22 protein-coding genes are annotated in these 20,485 nt (G+C 67.2%); 8 read left to right on the forward strand and 14 right to left on the reverse strand.

Features of this window, described 5'->3' with window-relative positions; translation table 11 throughout:
- Positions 1-17 precede the first annotated feature (17 nt).
- Positions 18-479, forward strand: coding sequence for a hypothetical protein (locus ASE66_RS20300; protein ID WP_057191517.1), 462 nt, complete (start codon positions 18-20; stop codon positions 477-479).
- A 46-nt stretch (positions 480-525) separates the two neighbouring features.
- Here ASE66_RS20300 and ASE66_RS20305 read toward each other — a convergent pair whose 3' ends face one another.
- Complete coding sequence (locus tag ASE66_RS20305; RefSeq protein ID WP_057191518.1) at positions 526-2,919, reverse strand: transketolase-like TK C-terminal-containing protein; 2,394 nt, start codon at positions 2,917-2,919, stop codon at positions 526-528.
- Positions 2,920-3,040: 121 nt separating this feature from the next.
- Between ASE66_RS20305 and ASE66_RS20310 the strand changes: the two genes are divergently transcribed.
- Both ASE66_RS20310 and ASE66_RS20315 read left to right on the forward strand, forming a co-directional pair.
- Complete coding sequence (locus ASE66_RS20310; protein ID WP_057191519.1) at positions 3,041-3,523, forward strand: Lrp/AsnC family transcriptional regulator; 483 nt, start codon at positions 3,041-3,043, stop codon at positions 3,521-3,523.
- 89 nt (positions 3,524-3,612) lie between these two features.
- The gene (locus ASE66_RS20315) at positions 3,613-3,924 is read left to right on the forward strand and encodes a DUF1272 domain-containing protein (RefSeq protein ID WP_057191520.1); all 312 of its coding nucleotides are present in this window, start codon (positions 3,613-3,615) and stop codon (positions 3,922-3,924) included.
- A 3-nt stretch (positions 3,925-3,927) separates the two neighbouring features.
- Here ASE66_RS20315 and ASE66_RS20320 read toward each other — a convergent pair whose 3' ends face one another.
- Positions 3,928-5,091 (reverse strand): patatin-like phospholipase family protein, encoded by a 1,164-nt coding sequence (locus ASE66_RS20320; RefSeq protein WP_057191521.1) that lies wholly within the window; start codon positions 5,089-5,091, stop codon positions 3,928-3,930.
- Positions 5,092-5,312: 221 nt separating this feature from the next.
- On the opposite strand from ASE66_RS20320, the gene ASE66_RS20325 reads away from it, so the two are divergent.
- The 5 genes from ASE66_RS20325 to ASE66_RS20345 all read left to right on the forward strand — a co-directional run bounded on the left by ASE66_RS20325 (position 5,313) and on the right by ASE66_RS20345 (position 8,640).
- Positions 5,313-6,095, forward strand: a complete 783-nt coding sequence (locus ASE66_RS20325) for a 3-hydroxybutyrate dehydrogenase (protein WP_057191522.1) — start codon at positions 5,313-5,315, stop codon at positions 6,093-6,095.
- A gap of 10 nt (positions 6,096-6,105) precedes the next feature.
- The gene (locus ASE66_RS20330) at positions 6,106-6,852 is read left to right on the forward strand and encodes an acetoacetate decarboxylase (RefSeq protein WP_057191926.1); all 747 of its coding nucleotides are present in this window, start codon (positions 6,106-6,108) and stop codon (positions 6,850-6,852) included.
- Positions 6,853-6,924: 72 nt separating this feature from the next.
- Entirely contained in the window at positions 6,925-7,521 is a 597-nt protein-coding gene (locus ASE66_RS20335) for a hypothetical protein (RefSeq protein ID WP_057191523.1), read from the forward strand.
- Positions 7,518-8,084 (forward strand): hypothetical protein, encoded by a 567-nt coding sequence (locus ASE66_RS20340; protein WP_057191524.1) that lies wholly within the window; start codon positions 7,518-7,520, stop codon positions 8,082-8,084. The genes ASE66_RS20335 and ASE66_RS20340 overlap by 4 nt, the downstream gene beginning before the upstream one ends.
- A gap of 28 nt (positions 8,085-8,112) precedes the next feature.
- Entirely contained in the window at positions 8,113-8,640 is a 528-nt protein-coding gene (locus ASE66_RS20345) for a hypothetical protein (protein WP_057191525.1), read from the forward strand.
- Here the strand turns inward: ASE66_RS20345 and ASE66_RS20350 are convergent.
- The 12 genes from ASE66_RS20350 to ASE66_RS20405 form a co-directional block, all read right to left on the reverse strand.
- Positions 8,588-9,889 carry a hypothetical protein gene (locus ASE66_RS20350; RefSeq protein WP_057191526.1) on the reverse strand — a complete coding sequence of 434 codons (1,302 nt, stop codon included), beginning with the start codon at positions 9,887-9,889 and terminating at the stop codon, positions 8,588-8,590. The two genes, ASE66_RS20345 and ASE66_RS20350, sit on opposite strands and share 53 nt — an antisense overlap.
- Positions 9,890-9,940: 51 nt before the next feature.
- Complete coding sequence (locus ASE66_RS20355) at positions 9,941-10,981, reverse strand: amino acid ABC transporter permease (RefSeq protein WP_082613599.1); 1,041 nt, start codon at positions 10,979-10,981, stop codon at positions 9,941-9,943.
- Positions 10,978-12,141 (reverse strand): amino acid ABC transporter permease, encoded by a 1,164-nt coding sequence (locus ASE66_RS20360; RefSeq protein ID WP_200964623.1) that lies wholly within the window; start codon positions 12,139-12,141, stop codon positions 10,978-10,980. Before ASE66_RS20360 ends, ASE66_RS20355 begins: the two co-directional genes overlap by 4 nt.
- Before the next feature lie 122 nt (positions 12,142-12,263).
- Positions 12,264-13,292 (reverse strand): amino acid ABC transporter substrate-binding protein, encoded by a 1,029-nt coding sequence (locus tag ASE66_RS20365; RefSeq protein ID WP_057191527.1) that lies wholly within the window; start codon positions 13,290-13,292, stop codon positions 12,264-12,266.
- Positions 13,293-13,415: 123 nt separating this feature from the next.
- Positions 13,416-13,745 carry a hypothetical protein gene (locus ASE66_RS20370; RefSeq protein WP_057191528.1) on the reverse strand — a complete coding sequence of 110 codons (330 nt, stop codon included), beginning with the start codon at positions 13,743-13,745 and terminating at the stop codon, positions 13,416-13,418.
- Positions 13,746-13,762: 17 nt separating this feature from the next.
- Positions 13,763-15,301 (reverse strand): serine hydrolase, encoded by a 1,539-nt coding sequence (locus ASE66_RS20375; RefSeq protein WP_057191529.1) that lies wholly within the window; start codon positions 15,299-15,301, stop codon positions 13,763-13,765.
- A 153-nt stretch (positions 15,302-15,454) separates the two neighbouring features.
- Positions 15,455-16,219, reverse strand: coding sequence for an ABC transporter ATP-binding protein (locus ASE66_RS20380; protein ID WP_057191530.1), 765 nt, complete (start codon positions 16,217-16,219; stop codon positions 15,455-15,457).
- Positions 16,216-17,226, reverse strand: coding sequence for a FecCD family ABC transporter permease (locus ASE66_RS20385; protein WP_057191531.1), 1,011 nt, complete (start codon positions 17,224-17,226; stop codon positions 16,216-16,218). Before ASE66_RS20385 ends, ASE66_RS20380 begins: the two co-directional genes overlap by 4 nt.
- A gap of 156 nt (positions 17,227-17,382) precedes the next feature.
- Positions 17,383-18,417, reverse strand: a complete 1,035-nt coding sequence (locus ASE66_RS20390; RefSeq protein WP_057191532.1) for an iron ABC transporter substrate-binding protein — start codon at positions 18,415-18,417, stop codon at positions 17,383-17,385.
- Positions 18,404-18,883 carry a tRNA (N6-threonylcarbamoyladenosine(37)-N6)-methyltransferase TrmO gene (gene tsaA, locus ASE66_RS20395; protein ID WP_057191533.1) on the reverse strand — a complete coding sequence of 160 codons (480 nt, stop codon included), beginning with the start codon at positions 18,881-18,883 and terminating at the stop codon, positions 18,404-18,406. The genes ASE66_RS20390 and tsaA overlap by 14 nt, the downstream gene beginning before the upstream one ends.
- Positions 18,884-18,898: 15 nt before the next feature.
- Complete coding sequence (locus ASE66_RS20400) at positions 18,899-19,657, reverse strand: molybdate ABC transporter substrate-binding protein (protein ID WP_200964624.1); 759 nt, start codon at positions 19,655-19,657, stop codon at positions 18,899-18,901.
- Positions 19,658-19,661: 4 nt separating this feature from the next.
- Entirely contained in the window at positions 19,662-20,480 is an 819-nt protein-coding gene (locus tag ASE66_RS20405; RefSeq protein WP_057191929.1) for a molybdate ABC transporter substrate-binding protein, read from the reverse strand.
- Positions 20,481-20,485: the final 5 nt, after the last annotated feature.

Consider the following 20,485-nt stretch of genomic DNA (forward strand, 5'->3'; position numbering starts at 1 on the left):
CGGTGCGGATCGTGGAGATGGATGCGCCCGCAGGGCAGGGCGCCCAGCCGAAGCAGGTGGTGGCTGGCGACAATCTCGTCGCGCCGCAGGCCGTGCTGAAATGGTACGAGATCGCGGAAGCCCGCATCGACGCCTCGACCATTGTGCTGGCGCGAGAGACGGCGGCAGAGTTTGCAGCTGGCCGGCAAGACGAAGTCGGCTTCGCCATCCTGCATCGCTGCGGCGAGCATTTCCATTTCCTGCTGCTCTGCACCTGGCGGGGCACCAACGAGCTCTGGGAAACCGTGCAGTTCATCGATGAGGGCATGGCGTCCTTCGCGCCGTTCGACGCGCCCAATGCTCATCGCGGGACGTTCTGCATCTGGGAGATGACCGCGGTCTCGCACGAGACCGCGGCGTGGCGAAAGTTCCTGCTCTCGCCGCGCAGCGAAGCCGATCTCGAAGCCTATCTGCGCAGCCGCTATACCGGCGAGGCGTGACTGGTTTTCGAGATGCTCGGGTCAAGCCCGAGCATGACGGCCTGCATCATGGCAGTGCCTTCAGGTACCTCACCGGCCGGCCCGGCGCGGCGGCGTTGGCCGCGTGCACGATCGCGTTCGCGTCGATGCCGAAATGGCGGTAGAGGTCGGCGACCGTGCCGGTCTGGCCGAAATGCTCGACGCCAAGCGCCTTCTGCTTGTGGCCATGGACGCTGCCGAGCCAGGCGAGCGTCGCCGGGTGGCCATCGAGCACCGAGACGATGCCGCAATCACGTGAGAGCTCGCCAAGCAGGCGCTCGACATGACTGGTGGCGGCATGGTTGCCGCGCTGGCGCGCCCGCTCGGCCGCCTGCCAGCCGGCATTAAGCCGGTCGGCCGAGGTGATCGCGAGCAGGCCGACATCGCGGCGGTCTTCCGACAGCAGCCCGACGGCTTCTATCGCCTCGGGCGCGACGGCGCCGGTATAGGCAATGACGACCGAGGCGTTCGGCCCGGGCTTACGCAGCCAATAGGCGCCGTCGATGATCTCGCGTTCCAGCTCCGGCGTCATGGCGCGCTTGGGCTGCTCGACCTGGCGGGTGGAGAGGCGGAGGTAAACCGAGCCGCCGGTCTCGTCGCGCAGCCAGGTGCGCTCGTCCGGATCGCCCTCGCCATCCTTCTGCAGGTATTCGAACGACCAGCGCATCATCACGGCGAGCTCATCGACGAAGGCCGGCTCGAAGGCGCAGAGCCCGTCCTGGCTCATGCCGATCAATGGCGTCGCGATCGACTGGTGCGCGCCGCCCTCGGGCGCCAGCGTGACGCCGGCGGGCGTCGCGACGACCATGAAGCGGGCGTCCTGGTAGCAGGCATAGTTCAGCGCGTCCAAGCCGCGCGAGATGAAGGGGTCGTAGAGCGTGCCGATCGGGATCAATCGCTCGCCGAAGATCGAGTGCGACAGCCCCAGCGCCGAGAGGTTGATGAACAGGTTCATCTCGGCGATGCCGAGTTCGATATGCTGGCCCTTGGGAGAGAACTCCCATTTCTGCATCGAGGGGATGCGCTCGTCCTTGAAGGTGTCGGCCATCGACGCCCGCGCGAACAGGCCGCGCCGGTTGACCCAGGGTCCGAGATTGGTCGAGACGGTGACGTCGGGCGCGGTGGTGACGATGCGGTCGGCGAGCGGCCCGCCGAGCTTCGCCAACTCGTCGAGCACCTTGCCGAAGCCCATCTGCGTCGACATCGTCGCCTGGATGCCGGCTTCGAGCTTGGCCGGAACCGGCAAGGCAGGGGCCGAATGGCGCCGGCGACCCCTCGCGAAGAAGGGCACCTTGTCGAGGAAGGCACGGATGTCCTTCTCCGGCGTCGTCAGCCCCTCGAACAGATCCCATTCATGGCCGGGCCGGACCTGGTTGGCGGTCTTGAAACCCTCCATCTGCTCCTTGGTCATCAGGCCGGAATGGTTGTCCTTGTGCCCGGCCAGCGGCAGGCCGAAGCCCTTGACCGTATAGGCGAGGAAGCAGACCGGCCGGTCGTGATCGACAGCCTCGAAGGCCTCCAGGATCGAGGGCAGGTCGTGCCCGCCGAGATTGCACATCAGCTTCGAGAGTTCGGCGTCGGAGCGCTTCTCGATCAGCCTGGTCACCGGGCCCTGATCGCCGAGATCGTCCATCAGGCGCTTGCGCCAGGCTGCGCCGCCCTGGAAGGTCAGGGCCGAATAGAGCTGGTTCGGGCAGGAATCGATCCAGGCCTTCAGCCGCTCGCCGCCTTTTTCCTTGAACGCCGCCTGTTGCAGCGAGCCGTATTTCAGCGTGACGACATCCCAGCCGAAATTCTTGAACATCTGCTCGAAGCGGTCATAGAGCCCCTCGCGGATGACCGCGTCGAGCGACTGGCGATTATAGTCGATCACCCACCAGGTGTTGCGCAGGCCATGCTTCCAGCCCTCCATCAGGGCCTCGAAGATGTTGCCCTCGTCGAGCTCGGCATCGCCGATCAGCGCGACCATGCGGCCTTCGGGCGCGTCCTTGGCCCAGCCATGGGCCTTCACATAGTCCTGGACCAGCGAGGAGAAGAGCGTCTGCGCGACGCCGAGGCCGACCGAGCCGGTCGAGAAATCGACGTCGTCGATGTCCTTGGTGCGCGAGGGATAGCTCTGCGCGCCCTTGTAGCCGCGGAAGTTCTCGAGCTTCTCCTGCGTCTGCAGGCCCATCAGGTAGTTGATGGCGTGGAAGATCGGCGAGGCGTGCGGCTTCACCGCGACCCGGTCCTGCGGCTTCAGCGCGGCCATGTAGAGCGCCGTCATGATCGTCGCCAGCGAGGCCGAGGACGCCTGATGCCCACCGACCTTCATGCCGTCGCCATTGTCGCGCAGGTGATTGGCATTGTGGATCGTCCACGAGGCCAGCCAGAGGATCTTCTTCTCCAGCTCGGCGAGGATGGGCAGACGGGGATCGGACATCGGGATGCTCCTTGGACCCGAGCATCATGCACAATTGCCTTGGGGAAGGCAGCTAAAGACCATCTCGCTAGCTTCCAGAGTTGGCGGTTTCCGCTAAGCTTGGTCGACTGGGCGAGGGAAAATGCCAGAGTTCAAGCTCGACGATATCGATCGCCGCATCGTCCAGGCTTTGCAGGCGGATGGGCGCATCAGCGTGCAGGAGCTCGCAGGCAAGGTCGGGCTGTCGCCCAGCCCCTGCGCCAGGCGGGTGCGCCTGCTGGAGGAGGCCGGGATCATCGAAGGCTATGTCGCCATCGTGAACCAGGAGAAGCTCGGCCTTCCCGTTTCGGTCTTCGCCTCGATCAAGCTGGAGCGGCAGCGCGAGGAGGAGCTTGACCGCTTCGCCGCGGCGGTGTCGCGCTGGCCCGAGGTCGCCGACTGCTATCTGATGACCGGTCAGCGCGACTATCTGCTGCGCATCATCGTCAGCGACCTCGCCGCCTATGAGCGCTTCCTCAAGGACAAGCTGACGCGGCTCGACAATGTCGCCTCGATCGAATCGAGCTTCGCGCTCGGGCGGGTGAAGCGCTCCTATTCGGTGCCGGTGGAGTTGGGGCGGGGCTAGCCGGTTCGCGCGTTCCCGAACCGAATCCGGTACTCGCCCGGCATGGCCGGACCGTGGCATCCAGTCCCCGTCACGAGAGGAAAGACGTCATGCTGCAACTTCGGCCGAACTGCGAACTCTGCGACTGCGACCTGCCGCCGGCCTCGCTCCAGGCGCGCATTTGCAGCTATGAATGCACCTACTGCGCCGATTGCGCCGAGAAGACGCTGGAGAACGTCTGCCCGAGCTGTGGCGGCGGCTTCGTGCCGCGGCCGATCCGGCCTGTCGGCGATTGGGGCGGGCTCGGTCTCGGCCTGGCGAACCGCCCCGCCGGTACGAAGCGCCATCATTCGCAGTGGACGGAAGCGCAGCGGCGCGAGCGGACCGAACTGCTGCGAAACGTGCGGCCGCAGGACCGTTGAAATTCAGCGTCGCTCGAAGTCGCGATGGACATCGTGGGTGACGATCCCCGCGCCGTCCGGCGGGATCGTCAGCCAGTCCTTGCGGGTCAGCGTCTGCTTGGTGTCCTCACAGCCGGAATGCCAGTGGTCGCTCATCGAGGTCCGCGAGAACTCGTGGTCCTTGGCATGGCTCTCATAGCTTTTCTGCTGGTAGATCAGCTGCAGGATGGTGTGCTCGGGGATCAAGGCGAGCTCGTCGCGGAGCTTGCGGTCTTCCTCGCTCAAGGCGTCCTCAGGGATGTGGCTGAGGGCGTCATGGGTCTTCTTCTTCCAGCCCTGCAGGGTCTGGAACAGGTCGGTGACCATGCGGGTGCGCGAGGAGTACATGATGTCCTTGTGGCGTCCCATCACGTCCTGCATCGTGCGCGGCATCGGGCCACGCGACGAGAACAGGTCGACCTGGAAGATCAGCGAGTTCAGCGTGTCGTCCTGGGCGAGCAGATGCGACAGCGGCGTGTTCGAGACGATGCCGCCATCCCAGTAATGCTCGGTGCCGATCTGCACGGTCGGGAAGGCCGGCGGCAGCGCGCCCGAGGCCATGACATGCTCGGGCGTGATCTCTTCCTGCATGTTGTCGAAGTAGACGAAGTTGCCGGAGAGCGCGTTGACGGCGCCGACCGAGAAATGCGTGCGCTTCGCATTGATCAGGTCGAAATCGACCAGTTCCAGCAGGGTCTCGCGCAAGGGCGATGTGTCGTAGAAGCTGGTCGCGTCAGTGGCGCCGGCTGGCGCGAGCCAGGCGCTGGTGCGACGCGGCTCGAAGAAGCCGGGCTGGCCGAGCACCGTGGTCATGAACGACGAGGTCGCGTTGCGGGCCTGGCGGAAGATGTCGCCCTCGGGCGTGAACCACCAGACCTTGCGGTCGGTGATACGGTTCCAGAAGGTCTCCAGCCGTTCGAGCCGGCGCTCGCGCGGATTGCCGGCGATCAGCGCGGCATTGATCGCGCCGATCGAGACGCCCGAAACCCAGTCCGGCTCGATGTCGGCCTCGTGAAGCGCTTGGTAAACCCCGGCCTGATAGGCGCCGAGTGCGCCGCCGCCCTGGAGCACGAGCGCGACACGGTCGCAGCGCTCGGGGCGCCAGCCGAGATAGCGTTCGCTGGAGGACGGCGCAAAGGGGGCGTTCATGGCGCGGTTTCCGTTCGCTCGGTCTTTGGGGGGAGAGCTGGATTTGCCCCATGTCTGAGGGGTGGGCGGTGACAGGCATGTGACGTGGGCGGAACCAGATATCGGTGTCATTGCGCCGTCAGACAAGCTTCATCGCCCCGTCAGCTTACTCTTCCACCTCAGCGGCACGGACCTTGCGACGCTGCAGCGCGTCGCGTTTCTCGCGGCTGGGAGATCAGCGCATGCTCAAGGGCAAGACCGCCGTCGTCACCGGCTCGACCTCCGGCATCGGCCTTTCCATCGCCCGCGCTTATGCGGCCGAGGGCGCCAACATCGTCATCAACGGCTTCGGCGCGCCGGAGGCGATCGAGCAGGAGCGCGCTGGCATCGAGGCCGATTTCGGGGTCAAGGCGCGCTACTCGCCGGCCGACATGGCCCATGGCGGGGCGATCGCTGCGATGATCTCCGAGGCGGAGGCGCAGTTCGGCGGCGTCGACATCCTGGTCAACAATGCCGGCATCCAATTCGTCTCGCCGGTCGAGGAGTTCCCGGTCGAGAAATGGGACGCGATCATCGCGATCAACCTCTCGGCCGCCTTCCATGCCATCCGTGCGGCGCTGCCGGGGATGAAGCAACGCAGATGGGGCCGGATCATCAATACGGCCTCGGCCCATGCGCTGGTCGCCTCGCCGTTCAAGTCGGCCTATGTCGCGGCCAAGCACGGCATCGCCGGCCTGACCAAGACGGTTGCGCTGGAGGCTGCAACCTTCGGCATCACCGCCAACGCGATCTGCCCCGGCTATGTCTGGACGCCTCTGGTCGAAAAGCAGATCCCCGAGACCATGGCGGCGCGCGGCCTGACCAAGGATGAGGTCATCAACGACGTGCTCCTGCACGCCCAGCCGACCAAGCAATTCGTCACCAGCGAGGAGGTGGCGGCGCTTGCTGTCTTCCTGGCTTCCGATGCGGCAAAGTCGATCACCGGCGTCATCCTGCCGGTCGATGGCGGCTGGACCGCGCAGTGAGGGCATCGCCATGAACCGCAAAGACATCCTCGACCTGCCCTCGATGCCGCTTGCCGGGCCGAGCTATCCGGCCGGGCCGTACCGCTTCATCGATCGCGAATACATGGTGATCAGCTACGAGACCGATCCGGAGCTGATCCGCCATCACCTGCCCGAGCCGCTGATGCCGATCGCACAGCCGATCGTGAGCTACGAATGGATCAAGATGCCGGATTCCTCCGGCTTCGGCACCTATACCGAGACGGGGATCGTCATCCCCTGCCTGTTTGGCGAGGAGGAGGTCAGCTTCGTCTCGCAGATGTATCTCGACATCGAGCCGCCGATCTCGGCCGGCCGCGAGATCTGGGGCTTCCCGAAGAAATACGCTCATCCCAAGCTCGAAGTGATCAAGGACACGTTGACCGGCACGCTCGAATATGCCGGCCAGCAGGTCGCGATGGGCACGATGGGCTACAAGCATGAGAGCCTCGCCGGCAACGGCGTCAGGACGACCGCGATGCTGACCAAGACGCAGGTCAACCTCAAGATCATCCCCGGTGTCGACGGCGAGCCGGAGATCTGCCAGCTCGTCGCGCTCAACCTGACCGACATCACGGTGAAGGGCTCCTGGATCGGCCCGGGCCGGCTGCACCTGATCCCGCATGTCAACGCGCCGGTCGCCGATCTGCCGGTGCGCAAGGTGCTGGGCGCGCATCACTTCATCGCTGACCTGACTTTGCCCTTCGGCCGCAAGATCCACGACTACATGAAGGGCTGACGCGGCGGGTTGCGCTCTCGGCTGCGCCGATTATCTTGCCGCGCCGGGGGCGCGAGGGATTTCAGGGCGCGCATGATTGTCTCCTGGCTGGCGGGCTTGCGCCAGGCGGTGAGTTCGAAGCTCACCATCGGCATCGGCGGATTGCTGGCGCTTGCCATCACCAGCGGCCAGAGTCTGCTTGAGGCGCTGGAGCCGCCGACGCTGCCGGTGCTCGCCGCCGGCGCGTCGCTCGATGCCGGCCGCTGGCGCATCGCGCTGCACGAAGCCAGCCTGACGACGCAGTCGCGGCCGGATGGGCCGCCAGCGCCCGATGGCACGCAGTTCCTGGCGCTCGATCTCGACATCGTCAATCGCAGCTCGGAAACCGACAACACCTTCGCGCGCATCTTCATCGTCGACCCGTCGATCGACGCCCTGCAGCCCAACCCGATCTTCTGGCTGATGCGCGACAAGGCGATACTGAGCGCGCTGCAGCCAGGCTTGCGCGAGCGCGTGCGCGTGATCTGGCGGCTGGCACCGGGCGCGAAGGTACCGGAGCGATTGCGCCTCGTCGTCAACGGCGAAACCTTCAAGCCGCGTGACAATCTCTTCGCTGCACCGGGCTGGTTCAATCGCAAGCCGATCGCAGCCGCGAGCTTGCCGGTCGCTGCCGCGGAGATGCGGCCATGAGCGGCGTTTTTGCCAAGCTCGGAGCGCCCCTGATCGCTGCGCTGCTGCTCGCCGGCATGCAGCGCTTTACGCCGGGCTATGCCGAGATCACCGGGCCGATCCCGCTCAAAGGCGATCTCGGCGAGACGCTGACCGGCCGTGGCTTCACGGTGCGGGCCGACAAGGTGCTGCTCGCCGAGAAACTGCGCTTCAAGGCCTATGGCCGCGAGGTCGAGCGTGACACCGGCGGCGTCTTCGCGCTGGTGATCGCGCGGCTCGATGCGCAACCCGTCTCGACCACTGTCAGCGGCGCAATCTGGCGCAGCGCGCAGGGCGCCCGTTTCGTTGCGAGCCCGCGCTTTCAGGGAGCGCCACGGCTGCTCGGAACGGACCGGCTCGAACCCGGCCTGCCGCAGCGCGGCGTCTTCATCTTCGAAGTGCCGCGTGAGGCGGTCGCAGGTGCGACATTGCTCGTCGCCGCCTCGCGCTGGCCACGGCTGGATACGCAAGCCGAGATCGCGCTGCCAGCGACGCTCGGCACGCCGGCGTCGCTGCTCGACCTGAACGAGCTCGCCTATGAGTGAGGTTGCCGTATCCCATGGCGCAGCGCGAATGCGTCGCCTCAGCCTGTGGACGCTGCCGGTGGTGCTGGCGCTCGGCCTCTTCCTGCAATCCTACGAGAATGCCTGGGAGTGGTGGCGGTCGCGCGAATTGTTCGCGCGGGAGGTTCCGGCCAGTGCCGCGGCGAGCCTCGGCGGTGCTGAATGGAAACTGACAGGCCTGCGCCGCGTTGCCGAGCGCTCGGACGGCCGGGCTGTGATGCTGCTCGACATGGAAGCGGTGGTGCGTGATCCCGAAGCCTTCGCCCTGCTGCCGTGCCGGCTGGTGCTGGAGGCACCGGACGGGAGGCGATGGTCGCCGCAATTCCTGACTCCGAGCGAGGTCAACCGGTTGCCGGAGCGCCGTGGCCTGACGATCCCGACCTGTACCCAGGCGCTGGCGAGCAAGCCGGCGGCGGGTGCCACGCTCAGGATCGGCGAAGGCTTTGTGCTGCCGGCCGGGACGGCCGGAGAGGTCAGGCCGGTGCTCAGCCTGCCGGCCGAGCGGCCGCGTTATCTGCGCTTCCAGGTTCCGGGCTAGAACCCTTTACCACCTGCGCCGCGACGGCGGTCTCCATCACCGCCGCCAGCAGGCAGATGCGCAGGCTCTCGACAAGGATACCGCCGCGGATCTCGCTGGGGCCACCGAGCAGGAATGCGATTACGTTGGCGATTACCTGCCAGCTGTCGAGATCGAGCGGGCCGATCAGGCGGGTGAGGCCGATCCAGAGCCAGGCGGCGGCAAAGCCGATCAGGCGGTAGCCGACGACCAGCGCGATCAGCACCGAGAGGCTCGCGCCGAAGGCGAGGCGGACGCTGTTGACAACAGGCAGATAGCGCGAGCGGTAGCTGCCGATGAAGTGCTCGGCAAAGTCTCGTACGGCCTTCGGGGCTGCTTGCCAGCGCGCCAGCGCCGCTGCGGCGCGCCGGTCGCGCGCCAGGGCAGTGGGATCCTTGGCGTCGTAGCCATAGATCGTCGCGGTCATCAGCAGCCAGACCAGCGGTAGCAGCGTGTAGAGGAAGAGGCTCTGCAGGCTAGTGCTCAGCGCCGGTTCGGCGAGGTCGACCGCTTCCGGCATCGCTGCCTGCGCCTTGCCGACCAGCGCGAGCGTCCAGTCGTGCATGAGCCTGAGATAGGGCAGCGCGACGGTCTTGAGCCAGGTCCAGCCGGTGTCTTTCCAGCGCGACAATGCGTAGAGGCCGACGAAGATCCAGTTGGCATCGCAGGCGATCACCAGGAGTTGCCAGAAGGGCGAGGGCCGGCGCCCCTGAGCGGCCTTGGCGAGGTTGCGCACCAGCCAGGCGAGGCCGATGGCGAGCACGAGCCAGAGCGACAGCGGCACGTCGAGCACATTGACTCGCTCGCCGAGACCGGCGGCGGCGAGCGCCCTGACCGAATAGTCGCGGACGGTGTCGCCCAGAAAGCCCCAGGCGGCGTAGTAGGCGAAGAACGGCACGAGGGCGAGCGAGACCAGGCTGATTACGGCGCGTGCTCCGGCCGGCTGGGGCGCGTCGGATTGCGGGCCGGAGCCAGCGACCTGCAGGGCCGCCACGGCCGGCAGATAGGGCCGCAAGGCCACAAACATCAGCACGGTGACGACGAGCTTGGCGAGGACCAGCAGCGCGAGCACGGCAAAGCCGGCGAGGCTGTTGAGATAGCCGAGCTTGACCGCCAGCGGCAGCAAAAGCTCGTTGGCGATCGAGCCGAATGTCGCGAGCAGCAGCAGGACGGGCCAGGCCTGGCGCCACAGCTGGAAGAAAAGGCGAGCGAGGCTGGCGATCTCTTGCATGAGAGGCGTTTTACAGCGTCGAGCCCGGAGGGAGAACCCTCCGGAACAGCCTTATCGCTGCCGTTCCATACTCCGGCTCCAGCGCGAGAGCGCAAAGCAGATCAGCCAGTAGAGGCCGCCGGAGAAGACATAGGCCTCCATGTTCATGCCGACCCAGTTGGGGTCGGCGAGCGAGGCCTGGGCGATGCCGAGCAGATCGAGGATCGAGACGACGAGGACGAGCGTGGTGTTCTTGACCAGCGCGATGAACTCGTTGGTGATCGCCGGCAGCGAGATGCGCAGCGCCTGCGGCAGGATGATGAACCAGGTCGCCTTCCAGTAGGAGAGGCCGAGCGCGGTCGCGGCCTCGCGCTGGCCCTTCGGCAGCGCCTGCAGGCCGCCGCGCACGGCCTCCGCCATATAGGCGGCGATGCAGAAGCCGAGACCGATCACGGCGCGCGCCAGCCGGTCGACACCGATGCCGGCCGGCATGATCAGCGGCAGCAGCAGCGAGGCCAGGAAGATCACCGCGATGATCGGCACGCCGCGCCAGAACTCGATGAACAGCACCGAGATCAGCTTGACCACCTTCAGCTCGGACTGCCGGCCGAGCGCAAGCAGGATGCCGAGCGGGATCGCGATCAGGCTGGCATAGATCGAGATGAAGACGGTCAGCATCAGCCCGCCCCATTCGCGGGTCTCGATCGCACGCAGGCCGAGGCCGCCGCCGAGGAGCCAGACGCCGAGCGGCGGCAGGATGACGAGCGCGGCGAGGCCGAGGCCCAGCTTCAGCCGCTTCGGCGCGAAGACGATCGCTGCGCCGGAGAGCGCGAAGGCGAGCCCGGCGAGGTTCGGCCGCCAGCGTTCCTCCAGGGGATAGAATCCGTACATGAACTGGCCGAAGCGCGCCTTGACGAAGACCCAGCAGGCGCCGGTGCCGGTGCAGTCGTTGCGGGTCTGGCCGCTCCAGGTTGCGTCGATCAGGGCCCAGCGGACGATCGGGACGGCGATCCAGGCGATCGCTGCGGCGAGCAGCAGCGTCACCGTGGTGATGGTCGGGGTGCCGAACAGGCGCTCGCGCCAGCTGGTCGAAAGGTTTGCGGCGGCTCTCATCGGGTCACCAGCGCGATGCGGGCATTATACCAGTTCATGAAGGCGGAGACGGCGAGGCCGATGACGAGATAGACCGCGAGCGTCATGGCGATGATCTCGATCGCCTGGCCGGTGTTGTTGAGCGCCGAGCCCATGAACAGGCTGACCACGTCGGGATAGGCGATGGCGGCGCCGAAGGACGAGTTCTTCAGCACGTTGAGATACTGGTTGGTCATCGGCGGCGTCATCACCCTGAGCGCCTGCGGGATGGTGACGAGCCGCAGTGTCTGGGCGGGCCGAAGGCCAAGCGCGCTCGACGCCTCGATCTGGCCGTGCGGGACCGACTGGATGCCGCCGCGCACGATCTCGGCGATGAAGCCGGCAGTGTAGGTGACCAAGGCCGCCAGCAGCGCGACGAATTCCGGGATGACGACGAAGCCGCCGCGATAGTTGAAGCCGCGCAGCACCGGGATGTCCCAGCGCGTCGCCAATGTCGCCCAGGCCAGCGCCAGCACGGGGATGAGCAGGAGCAGGACGAGGCCGACGCGCAGGATCGGTGCGTCCTGGCCGGTCGCTTCCTTGCGCCGCCTGGCCCAGCGCAGGAAGAGCCAGTGCAGCAGGCAGGAGATCGCGATCGCGATGAAGGCGTATCTGAAGTTCGCGCCCGCATCGGGCAGCGGGATGGTCAGGCCGCGATTGTTGATGAAGGCGACGCCGAAGACCGAGAGGCTCTCACGCGGGGCGGGCAAAGCGGCGATGACGCCGAAATACCAGAACAGCACGAAGAACAGCAGCGGGATGTTGCGGACGAACTCGACATAGGCGCCGGCGATCGCCTGCACCAGCCAGATCGAGGAGAGCCGGGCGATGCCGATGAGGAAGCCGAGCGCCGTCGACAGCACCAGCGCGATCACCGTCACCAGCATCGTGTTGGCGACGCCGGCCCAGAACAGCGCGAGGATGTTGTCCGACTGGGTGTAGTTGGTCAGGACGAAGGGCACCTCGATGCCCGAGGTGCGCCAGAGGAAGTCGAAGCCCGAGGCGATGCCGGCCTGGACCATGTTCTGCGAGGCGTTGCGGATGAAATAGACCAGCAGCGCCACAAGGCCGATCAGCAACGCCGCCTGGTAGAAGACGTCGCGGACGCGCTTGTCATTGATGAAGGCGAGGACTTTGCTCAAGGGGCGTCCGTCCGGCTTGCTGCGTCATTCTCGGGCGCAGCGGAGCTGCGACCCGAGAATCTCCTGACACGAAGGCTGGTTTCCGAAATGGTCGGGTCAAGCCCGACCATGACGCGGTTGTCTCACTGGAACGGCGGGGTGAAGAGCAGGCCGCCCTTGGTCCAGAGCTGGTTCTGGCCGCGCTCGAGCTTCAGCGGCGAAGCCAGGCCGACGGTGCGCTCATAGCTCTCGCCATAGTTCCCGACCTGCTTGATCGCCTTGTACATCCAGTCGTCGGGCAGGCCCATCATCGCGCCGAAGCCGCCTTCGGCGCCGAGCAGGCGGCGGACCTCGGTGTTCTTCGAGTTCGCCTTCATCTCGTCGACGTTCTTGGAGGTGACGCCGAGCATCTCGGCGGCGATGGTGCCGTTCAGCACCCAGCGCACGATCAGCTGCCAGCGCTCGTCGCCATAGCGGGTCACCGGGCCCTGCGGGTCGTTCGAGATCGGCTTGGTCAGGATGACGTGGTCGTCCGGAACCTTGAGCTTGGCGCGCTGGCCGGCGAGGGCGCCGACGCCGGCGGTGTAGGCGTCGCAACGGCCGCTGTCATAGGCGGTGATGGCGTCGTCGTTCTTCTGGAAGTTGGTGATGGTGACCTTGAGGTTGCGCTCGCGGAACCAGTCGGCGGCGTTCTTCTCCTCGGTCGAGCCGGCGGCGACGCAGACCGAGGCGCCGTCGAGATCCTCGGCCGACTTCACATTGGCCTTCTTGCGGACGATGAAGGTCTGGCCCTCGTAGAAGTTGATGCCCTGGAAGTTGAGGCCGAGCGTGGCGTTGCGCGAGAAGGTGATGGTCGAGTTGCGCGAGAGCACGTCGACCTGGCCCGATTGCAGGATCGGCCAGCGCTGCTGCACCGACGTCGGCGTGTACTTCACCTTGGTGGCGTCGCCGAGCACGGCGGCGGCGAGCGCGCGGCAGTAATCGACGTCGAGACCGGTCCATTCGCCCTTGTCGTTGGCGAAGGAGAAGCCGGGCAGGCCGAGATGCACGCCGCATTCGAGATGGCCGCGCGCCTTGATCGCGTCGAGCGTCGGGCTGGGCGCGAGCTGCTGCGCGGAAGCGGCGAGGGTGCCGGCGGCGAGCAGCGCCGCGGCGAAAGTGATTGTCTTCATGTCCGTTCCCCATCCTGCGGCGTCATGACGCCACGTCTGGGCGACTATGCAACAGCCTGGCGGGGGAAGGTAAGGGGGGTAGGGGAGGTTTCCTGCCAGAGGCTGACGCGGCCGTTCGGTCGGCTACCAGCCGCGCTGGGCCTTGATCGCCCGCTTCTGCATGTCCTTCTGCTGGCGCCAGTAGTCCTTCTGCGCGTCGTTCTGCATGCGCTGCCAGTCGCGGATGCGGTCCTTTCGCGAGGTCGCGTCGCGATAGTCGTTCCAGTCGTAGTGATCGTCATGGACGTCGTCGTCGCCGAGCGTATCGAAGAATTTTCGCAATGCCGAGCGAGCGGGTTCGATCGGCAAGACAGAGGTCATCTCGGGCAGAGGCGCGAAGACTGGTGCGGCGGAGACATTGGAGCCGATGGCGAAGGTGAGGCCCAGCGAGAGGAGGGCGATGCGGATCGTCATGATGATGCTCCCTCCCGTCACTGCGCCGAGCGCGGGAAGGCATGCGGCAACTCGGGGCTGAGCCAGCGCATCTGCGTGATCTTGCCGGCAGCGTCGGTCTCGAAGCGCAGCCGAACGAAAGGCTCGCCGCCGGACATCTCAGCCGGTGCGACGAAGGCGCCGACCGGCGCCAGCCGCGCCTGGAACAAATAGGGGTCGTCCCTGTTCGGCTCGAGCAGGAGCTGCGCCTCGGTCTTTTCCAGCGTCAGGCCAAGCTTGCCCTCCATGAGTGCGACGGTGGCGTCGCCGAGGACGGATGAAGCGTAGCTGCCGGCAAAGGCGGCTGCGAGCGGCGAAAGCGGGCCGGGCACGAAGCCGGCGGCCTCGGTCTTGGCCGCCTCGCGACGGGTTTTCGCAGCGGCGGCCGCGAGCGCAACGTTATCGACGGCGGGGTTGCCGAGCACGCGATCGTAGAACCACATCGCCAGCGCGTCCGGCATGCCGCCATTCTCGAGATTGGTCAGGATGACGATGCCGGTCTTTCCATCAGGCAGGAAGCCGGCATGGGCGCCGAAGCCGGAGGTGCCGCCATTGTGCCAGATGATCCGGCCGGGCGGCGTCGCGGTCGCGACCCAGCCGACGGCATAGGAGGTGCGCTCGTTCATGGCGACGCGCGGCGTCCAGGTGACGTCGAGATTGTCCTCGGAGACCAGGACCTTGCCCTCGAACTGGCCGCGGCCGAGCTGCAGGCGCAACCATCTGCCCATGTCGGGAATGTTCGAGTTGAGCGCCCCGGCTGGCCCGAGCGCGTAGGGGAAGGAGGGGTGGAAGGGCACGGCGACGGGCTTGTCGGCGAGGCGATGGCCCTGCGCATGGTTGGGCGCGGCGGTGATCGCCTCGGCCGTCGCCGTCGTCGCGCTCATGCCGAGCGGAGAGAGCAGGCTCGCCTTCAGGGAATCGAACCAGGACGGCGCGCCATTGGCCTTGGCGACGATCTCGCCACCGACGACATGCGGGATGTTCAGATAGCGGAAATCGGAGCGGAACATCCCGAGCTGCGGGGCGACGCGCAGCGAGCGGATCAGCGTCTGCTTGTCGTAGCCGAGCATGGTGAGCGCGTCGTTGACGTAAGGCGTCAGGCCGGAGCGCTGGGCGGCGAGGTCGAGCACGCGGAAATCGCGGGTGACCCAGGGGTCGGCGAGCTGGAAATCGGGAACATGGTCGATGACCGGGTCGGTCCAGCCAAGCCGGCCGGCATCGACCGCCTGCGCCAGTGTGGTGGCGAGGAAGGCTTTTGTGGTCGAGCCGACCTGGAAGATCGTCTCGGGCGTGACCGGATCAGGCTTGCCGAGCGCGCGGACGCCGAAGCCCTTGGTGTAGATCAGCTTGTCGTCATGGACGATGCCGACGGCGACACCCGGCACGGAGAAGGCCTTCATGCCCTCGGCGACCTGCTTCTCGAAATCGGGCAGCAGCGCTTCGATGGAGGCCTGGGTCGGCTGCTGTGCCTCCGCCTTCGTCACATTGGCCGTGGCGGCGAGGCCGAGCAGGAGCGCGGCTCCGATGATGGGCTTCATTCAATATCCCCCAGGCATCGACTAGGCCAACAGACCGTGCTGCCGAAAGCGGGCCTGCCCGCCGGCGCCGGCACGATCACACGCCAGGTTCTGACTATAAGTAAATCGGATCTGGAGATTGTGACGGGATCGGCGACCCGGCCGAGACGCTGCTCAGCCGGGCAGGAAGGCGAGCTTTCCGTCCTCGCCCCTGATGGTCTCGATCGCAGTGCCGTAGAGCGCCCCGAGTCGCTCCGGCGTCAACAGTTCGCTCGCCTTGCCGCTGGCGAGCGCCCGGCCGTCGCGCAGGAGCAGCGCCCGGTCGGCATAGCGTAGCGCCTGGTTCGGGTCGTGGGTGGTGAAGAGCACGCCGAGACCCTCGGTTGCGAGACGGCGGATCTGGCTCATCACCTTGCCCTGGTTGCCGAAGTCGAGGCTCGCCGTCGGCTCGTCGAGGATGACGTAGCGCGGCTCCTGCGCCAGCGCCCGGGCGATCATCACGAGCTGGCGCTCGCCGCCGGAAATCTCGGTGTAGGGACGCTCCGCCAGATGGGCGATGCCGAGCCGGTCCAGCATCGCGGAGACCATTTCTCGATCATGAGAGGAGGGCGCGGCGAACAGACTTGAGCGGGCGGTGCGCCCCATCAGCACGATCTCGCTGACCGCGAAGGCAAAGGTGCCGGCATGGACCTGCGGCACATAGGCGAGGGCACGGGCCCGTTCGCCGATGGAGAGATCGGCTAGCGGCCTGCCATCGAGCGTGAGCGAACCGCCCTTCGCCGGTAGCAGGCCGAGCAAGGTCTTCAGCAGCGTGGTCTTGCCATGGCCGTTCGGGCCAAGCAGGGCCAGCACCTCTCCGCCAGCGAGGTCGAGCGCGATGTCGCGGCCGATCTCGCGGTCACGGTAGCCGTAGGCGAGGACGGAGGCTTCGAGGCTCATGACCAGCCTCCGCGCGCCGAGGCGAGCAGCCAGATGAAGAAGGGCGTGCCGATCACGGCGGTGAGGATGCCGAGCGGCGTCTCGACCGGGGCGGCAGTGCGCGCCAGCGTGTCGATGGCGAGGAGATAGCCGCCGCCGAGCAGCGCCGCCGTCGGCATCAGCCGGCCGAAATCGGGTCCGACGAGGAAGCGAGCGAGATGCGGCACGACGAGGCCGACCCAGCCGATGATGCCGGCGGCTGCGACGCTAGCCGCCGTCACCAGCGTCGCGGAGGCGATGATGGCGATACGCAGCGGGCCGGTGGCGAGGCCGAGCGCACGCGCCTCTTCCTCCGGCAGCGACATCACGTTCATCCGCCAGCGCAATGCCAGCAGGACGATGGCGCCGATCAGGACCGGGCCTAGCAGGGGGATCAGGTCGGGCTTGGCCGTGCCGGCTAGGCTGCCGAGCAGCCAGAAAGTCATGGCCGGGAGCTGGTTGTACGGGTCGGCCCAGTACTTCACCAGCCCGATGCCGGCGCCGAGCAGCGAGCCGACGACGACGCCGGTCAATACCAGTACCAGCACGGGATCGCCGCGCCGGATCGTCGAGCCGACCGCATAGACCGCGCCGACCGCGACAAGCCCGCCGACGAAGGCGGCGAGCTGGATGCCGAACAGGCCGAGCGAGAGATAGATACCGATGACGGCGCCGAGCGCCGCGCCGGAGGATGCCCCGAGGATGTCGGGCGAGACCAGCGGATTGCGGAACAGGCCCTGGAAGGCGCAGCCGGCAATGGCGAGCGCCGCCCCGCACAGGATCGCCGCGAGGATGCGCGGGCCGCGGATGTTCCAGACCACGGTCTCGACCTGCGCCGGCAGGCCGGAGGGATCGCCCGAGACGAGCGACCAGACGAGGCGGCCGAGATCGCCGGGCGCGACCGGATAGCGGCCGAGCGCAAAGGCGGCGAGTACAGCCAGCGCGAGCAGGACGAGGGCGATCAGATTGCCGCGCAGGGAGGAGGTCATGAGATCAACGGGTTTTAGTCCACCACGGAACCACGACATGGTCATCCCGGACAAGCCGCGCAGCGGCGCCGATCCGGGACCCATGCCTGAACCGTTCCGGAATGGATCCCGGGTCTCCGCTGCGCTGCGCCCGGGATGACACGACGATTTGAGACATCACCCCCGCCCTGCCAGCACGCGGTCGAGCTGGGCCTCGCTCGGCGTCACCTGGTAGAACAGGGTGTGGAAGTCGCGGGCGAGCTTGCGGATGTCCTCCGGGAATTGCGCGGGATAGAGCAACTTCGCCAGCCACCACAGGCCGATCGCCCGGTTGACCGAGGGCGGGAAGTCGACCCAGCCGAAAGGCAATTTCGGCGAGAGATGGACGCGGCCCTCGCGCACCGCCTTGACCCCGGCCCAGTTCGGATCGCTGCGCACGCTCTCAGCAAAGGCGAGGTCGATGGTGACTATGACGTCCGGGTTCCAGGCCAGAACCTGTTCGAGCGAGACCTGGGCGAGGCCGCTGCCTTGCTGTTCGGCGGCGGCGTTGCGAGCGCCGAGGAAGCTGAGCGTCTCGACATTGATCGAGCCGCCGAGCCCGGTCTCGAGCCCGCGCGGGCCGCGTGCATAGTAGACGCTCGGGCGCTTCCCGGTCGGGATCGCAGCGATGCGTCCGCGGATCGTCGCGAAACTGTCTTCGCACCAGCGCGCCAGCGTCTCGGCGCGCTCGCTCCGGCCGGTAAGCTGGCCGAGGATGCGGTAGCTCGCCGGGGTCTGGTCAAAGCGGCCGTCGAGCAGGGCATAGGGGATGCCGGTCTGCTGCTGCACGCGCTCGGCGAGCTCGACATAGGTGCGGCCGGTCGAGCCGGAATCGATGATCAGGTCGGGCCTGGCCTGGAGCACGGCTTCGAGATTGGCGCTGTTGCCGCGACCGGTGATGCGGCCGACCTCCGGCCGATCGCCGATCCCGGACAGCAGGAATTCGCGCTCCTCCGGCCGGTTGGCGCGGGGCCAGCCGAGCAGCAGGTCGGGCGCGAGGGTGTAGATCAGGATCGCCGCCGGCGGCCCTGCCGGAAAGATGCGCTCGACTTTGCCGGGAACCGGTACCTCGCGGGCGGCGCCGTCGCGGATCGTGGCAGCACGGGCGAAACGCGGGGCGGCCAGCGTCGCGCCAAGGCCGGCGAGGACGCAGCGGCGGTCAGGATGCAGCATGGGAGGCTTCCGTTGTCCCGTGCGAATGACTGCAGCGAAATGGCTTGATGTCGAGGAGCGGCGTGCCGTCGAGGCAGTCGAGCCCGCGCACCAGCAGGACGCCATCCTCGATGCCTTCGAGCTTCACCCGCGACAATGCGATCGGGTTCGGCCGGACCGGCGAGCGCAGTGCGAAGGTGCCGAGCGTGCCGCCGCCGCGTGGTGTCTGCGTCAGCAGATCGCGCCGCGCCTCATGCATCCAGTAGAGCAAATCGAGTTCGGCGAAGGTCTCGATGCCCTTGAGCGCTGCCTGCCAGTACGGATCGATCTCCACCCGGCATAGCGGCCCGTCTTGCCGGCCCTGGCGCGGACAGTCATCGCGCGTCGCAAACGGCGTGCGGATGCGGCCGATGAAGACGAGCCGGGCGTCGGCCCGCTCGGGCAGGGGCGCTTCGGTCTCGCCTGGCCGGGTCGCTTGCCAATCCATGATGTCGCCTTTCCGCTATCCCGCGCGTGGCAGACCCGGCGCCAAGAAGCCATGCCGTGCCAGAAACGACTGACCCTGCGGCGAGAGGATGAACATGGCGAGCCGATAGCCACCCGGCGAGGCCTTGTTCAGCACCGTCAGGCCGTAATCGGCGCCGACAGCGAGCTGGTCCGGCAGGCGCAGCATCGCGATCCCCGGCTGTTCGTTCGCAAGCGGCTGGGCATTGGTACAATAGGCCAGGAAGATGTCGGCCTCGCCGCTCGCCAGCTTGTGACCGTAGACATTGAGCCCGTCCGGCGCCGGCGTGCACTCCGGTCCGCCGGTGAGCTTCAGGGCTTTGGCTTCGAGCGCCGCCTTTGCACCGGGCTTCAGCGCCTCCGCTCTGGCAAAGACAGCGAAGGCATAATCGCCGGATGGGTCGGCCTTCGGCGACGAAGTGCCGAGCCTGACCTTGGGATCGAGCATCAGGTCGAGCAGGGTTGCTGCCGTGGCAACCAGCCCTGGCCGCAGGAAGGCGCAGAGCTCGTTGCGGGCGAAGAGCACGGCGGGACCGGCGAGGCCGGCGCGGGCCAACGCTTGCGGATGCTCCAGATTGGCCGAGGCGAAGACCTCGCCGGCCTCGCCTCGGACGAGCCGATCTTTGAGCAGGCCGGAGGCGCCGAATTGCAAGGAGACGGGAACACCCGTCTCGCTTTGGAAGGCGTCAGCAATGTCGAGCAGCGCCGCGCGCAGGCTGCCGGCAGCGTGCAGGCTCACCGGGGCTGGCGCAGTCAAGATCTCAGTTCCCCTCGCGCGGCAGGCTAGGCGCGACGAAACCGTGCCTCGCCAGGATGCGCTGCCCGTCCGGCGAGAGGATGTACATGGCCAGCCGATAGGCGTTCGGCGAGGCTCCGTTCATCACCGTCAGCCCATAATCGGCGCCGACCAGCAGCTTCTCCGGCAACCTGACCATGCGGACCCCGGGCTGCTCGCGGGCGATCGGGTCGGCATTGGTGCAATAGCCGAGGAAGAGGTCGGCGGCGCCGGTCGCCAGCAGATAGCCGGTGCCGTTGCGGTCCTGCGGGGTCGGGGCGCTGTTTGGGCCGCCGACGAGCTGCAGTGCCTTGGCCTCCAGCGCTGCCTTGGCGCCGGCTTTCAGCTTCTCGGCCTTGGCGAAGACCTGCCAGGCATAGTCGCCGGATGGGTCGGCCTTCGGCGTCGAGGTGCCGAGCTTGACCTTTGGATCGAGCATGCGCGCGAGCAGCGTGTTGCTGGTCACGTCCAGTCCGGGGCGCGCGAAGGCGCAGGTCTCGTTACGAACGAACAGCACGACCGGACCGGCCTTGCCATCCTTCGCCAGCGCGAGCGGGTGATCCATGTTCGCCGAGGCGAAGACCTCGGCCGGCTCGCCCTTGGCGAGAGCCTCGCGCAGCAGGCCGGAGGGACGGAAGCTGGTCTTGACCGGAATGCTCGCCGAGGTTTCGAAGGCTTTCGCGACCTCGGTCAGCGCGTTCTTCAGGCTGCCGGCGGCGTGGAGCAGCACCGGCTTCTCGGCTTGTTGCGCCGATGCGAGCGCCGGCCACAGGCCGACGAGAGCGATGAGAGCGAGCTTGCGCATCAGGT

Source organism: Allobosea sp. Root483D1 (assembly GCF_001429505.1).
Classification (GTDB): Bacteria; Pseudomonadota; Alphaproteobacteria; order Rhizobiales; family Beijerinckiaceae; genus Allobosea.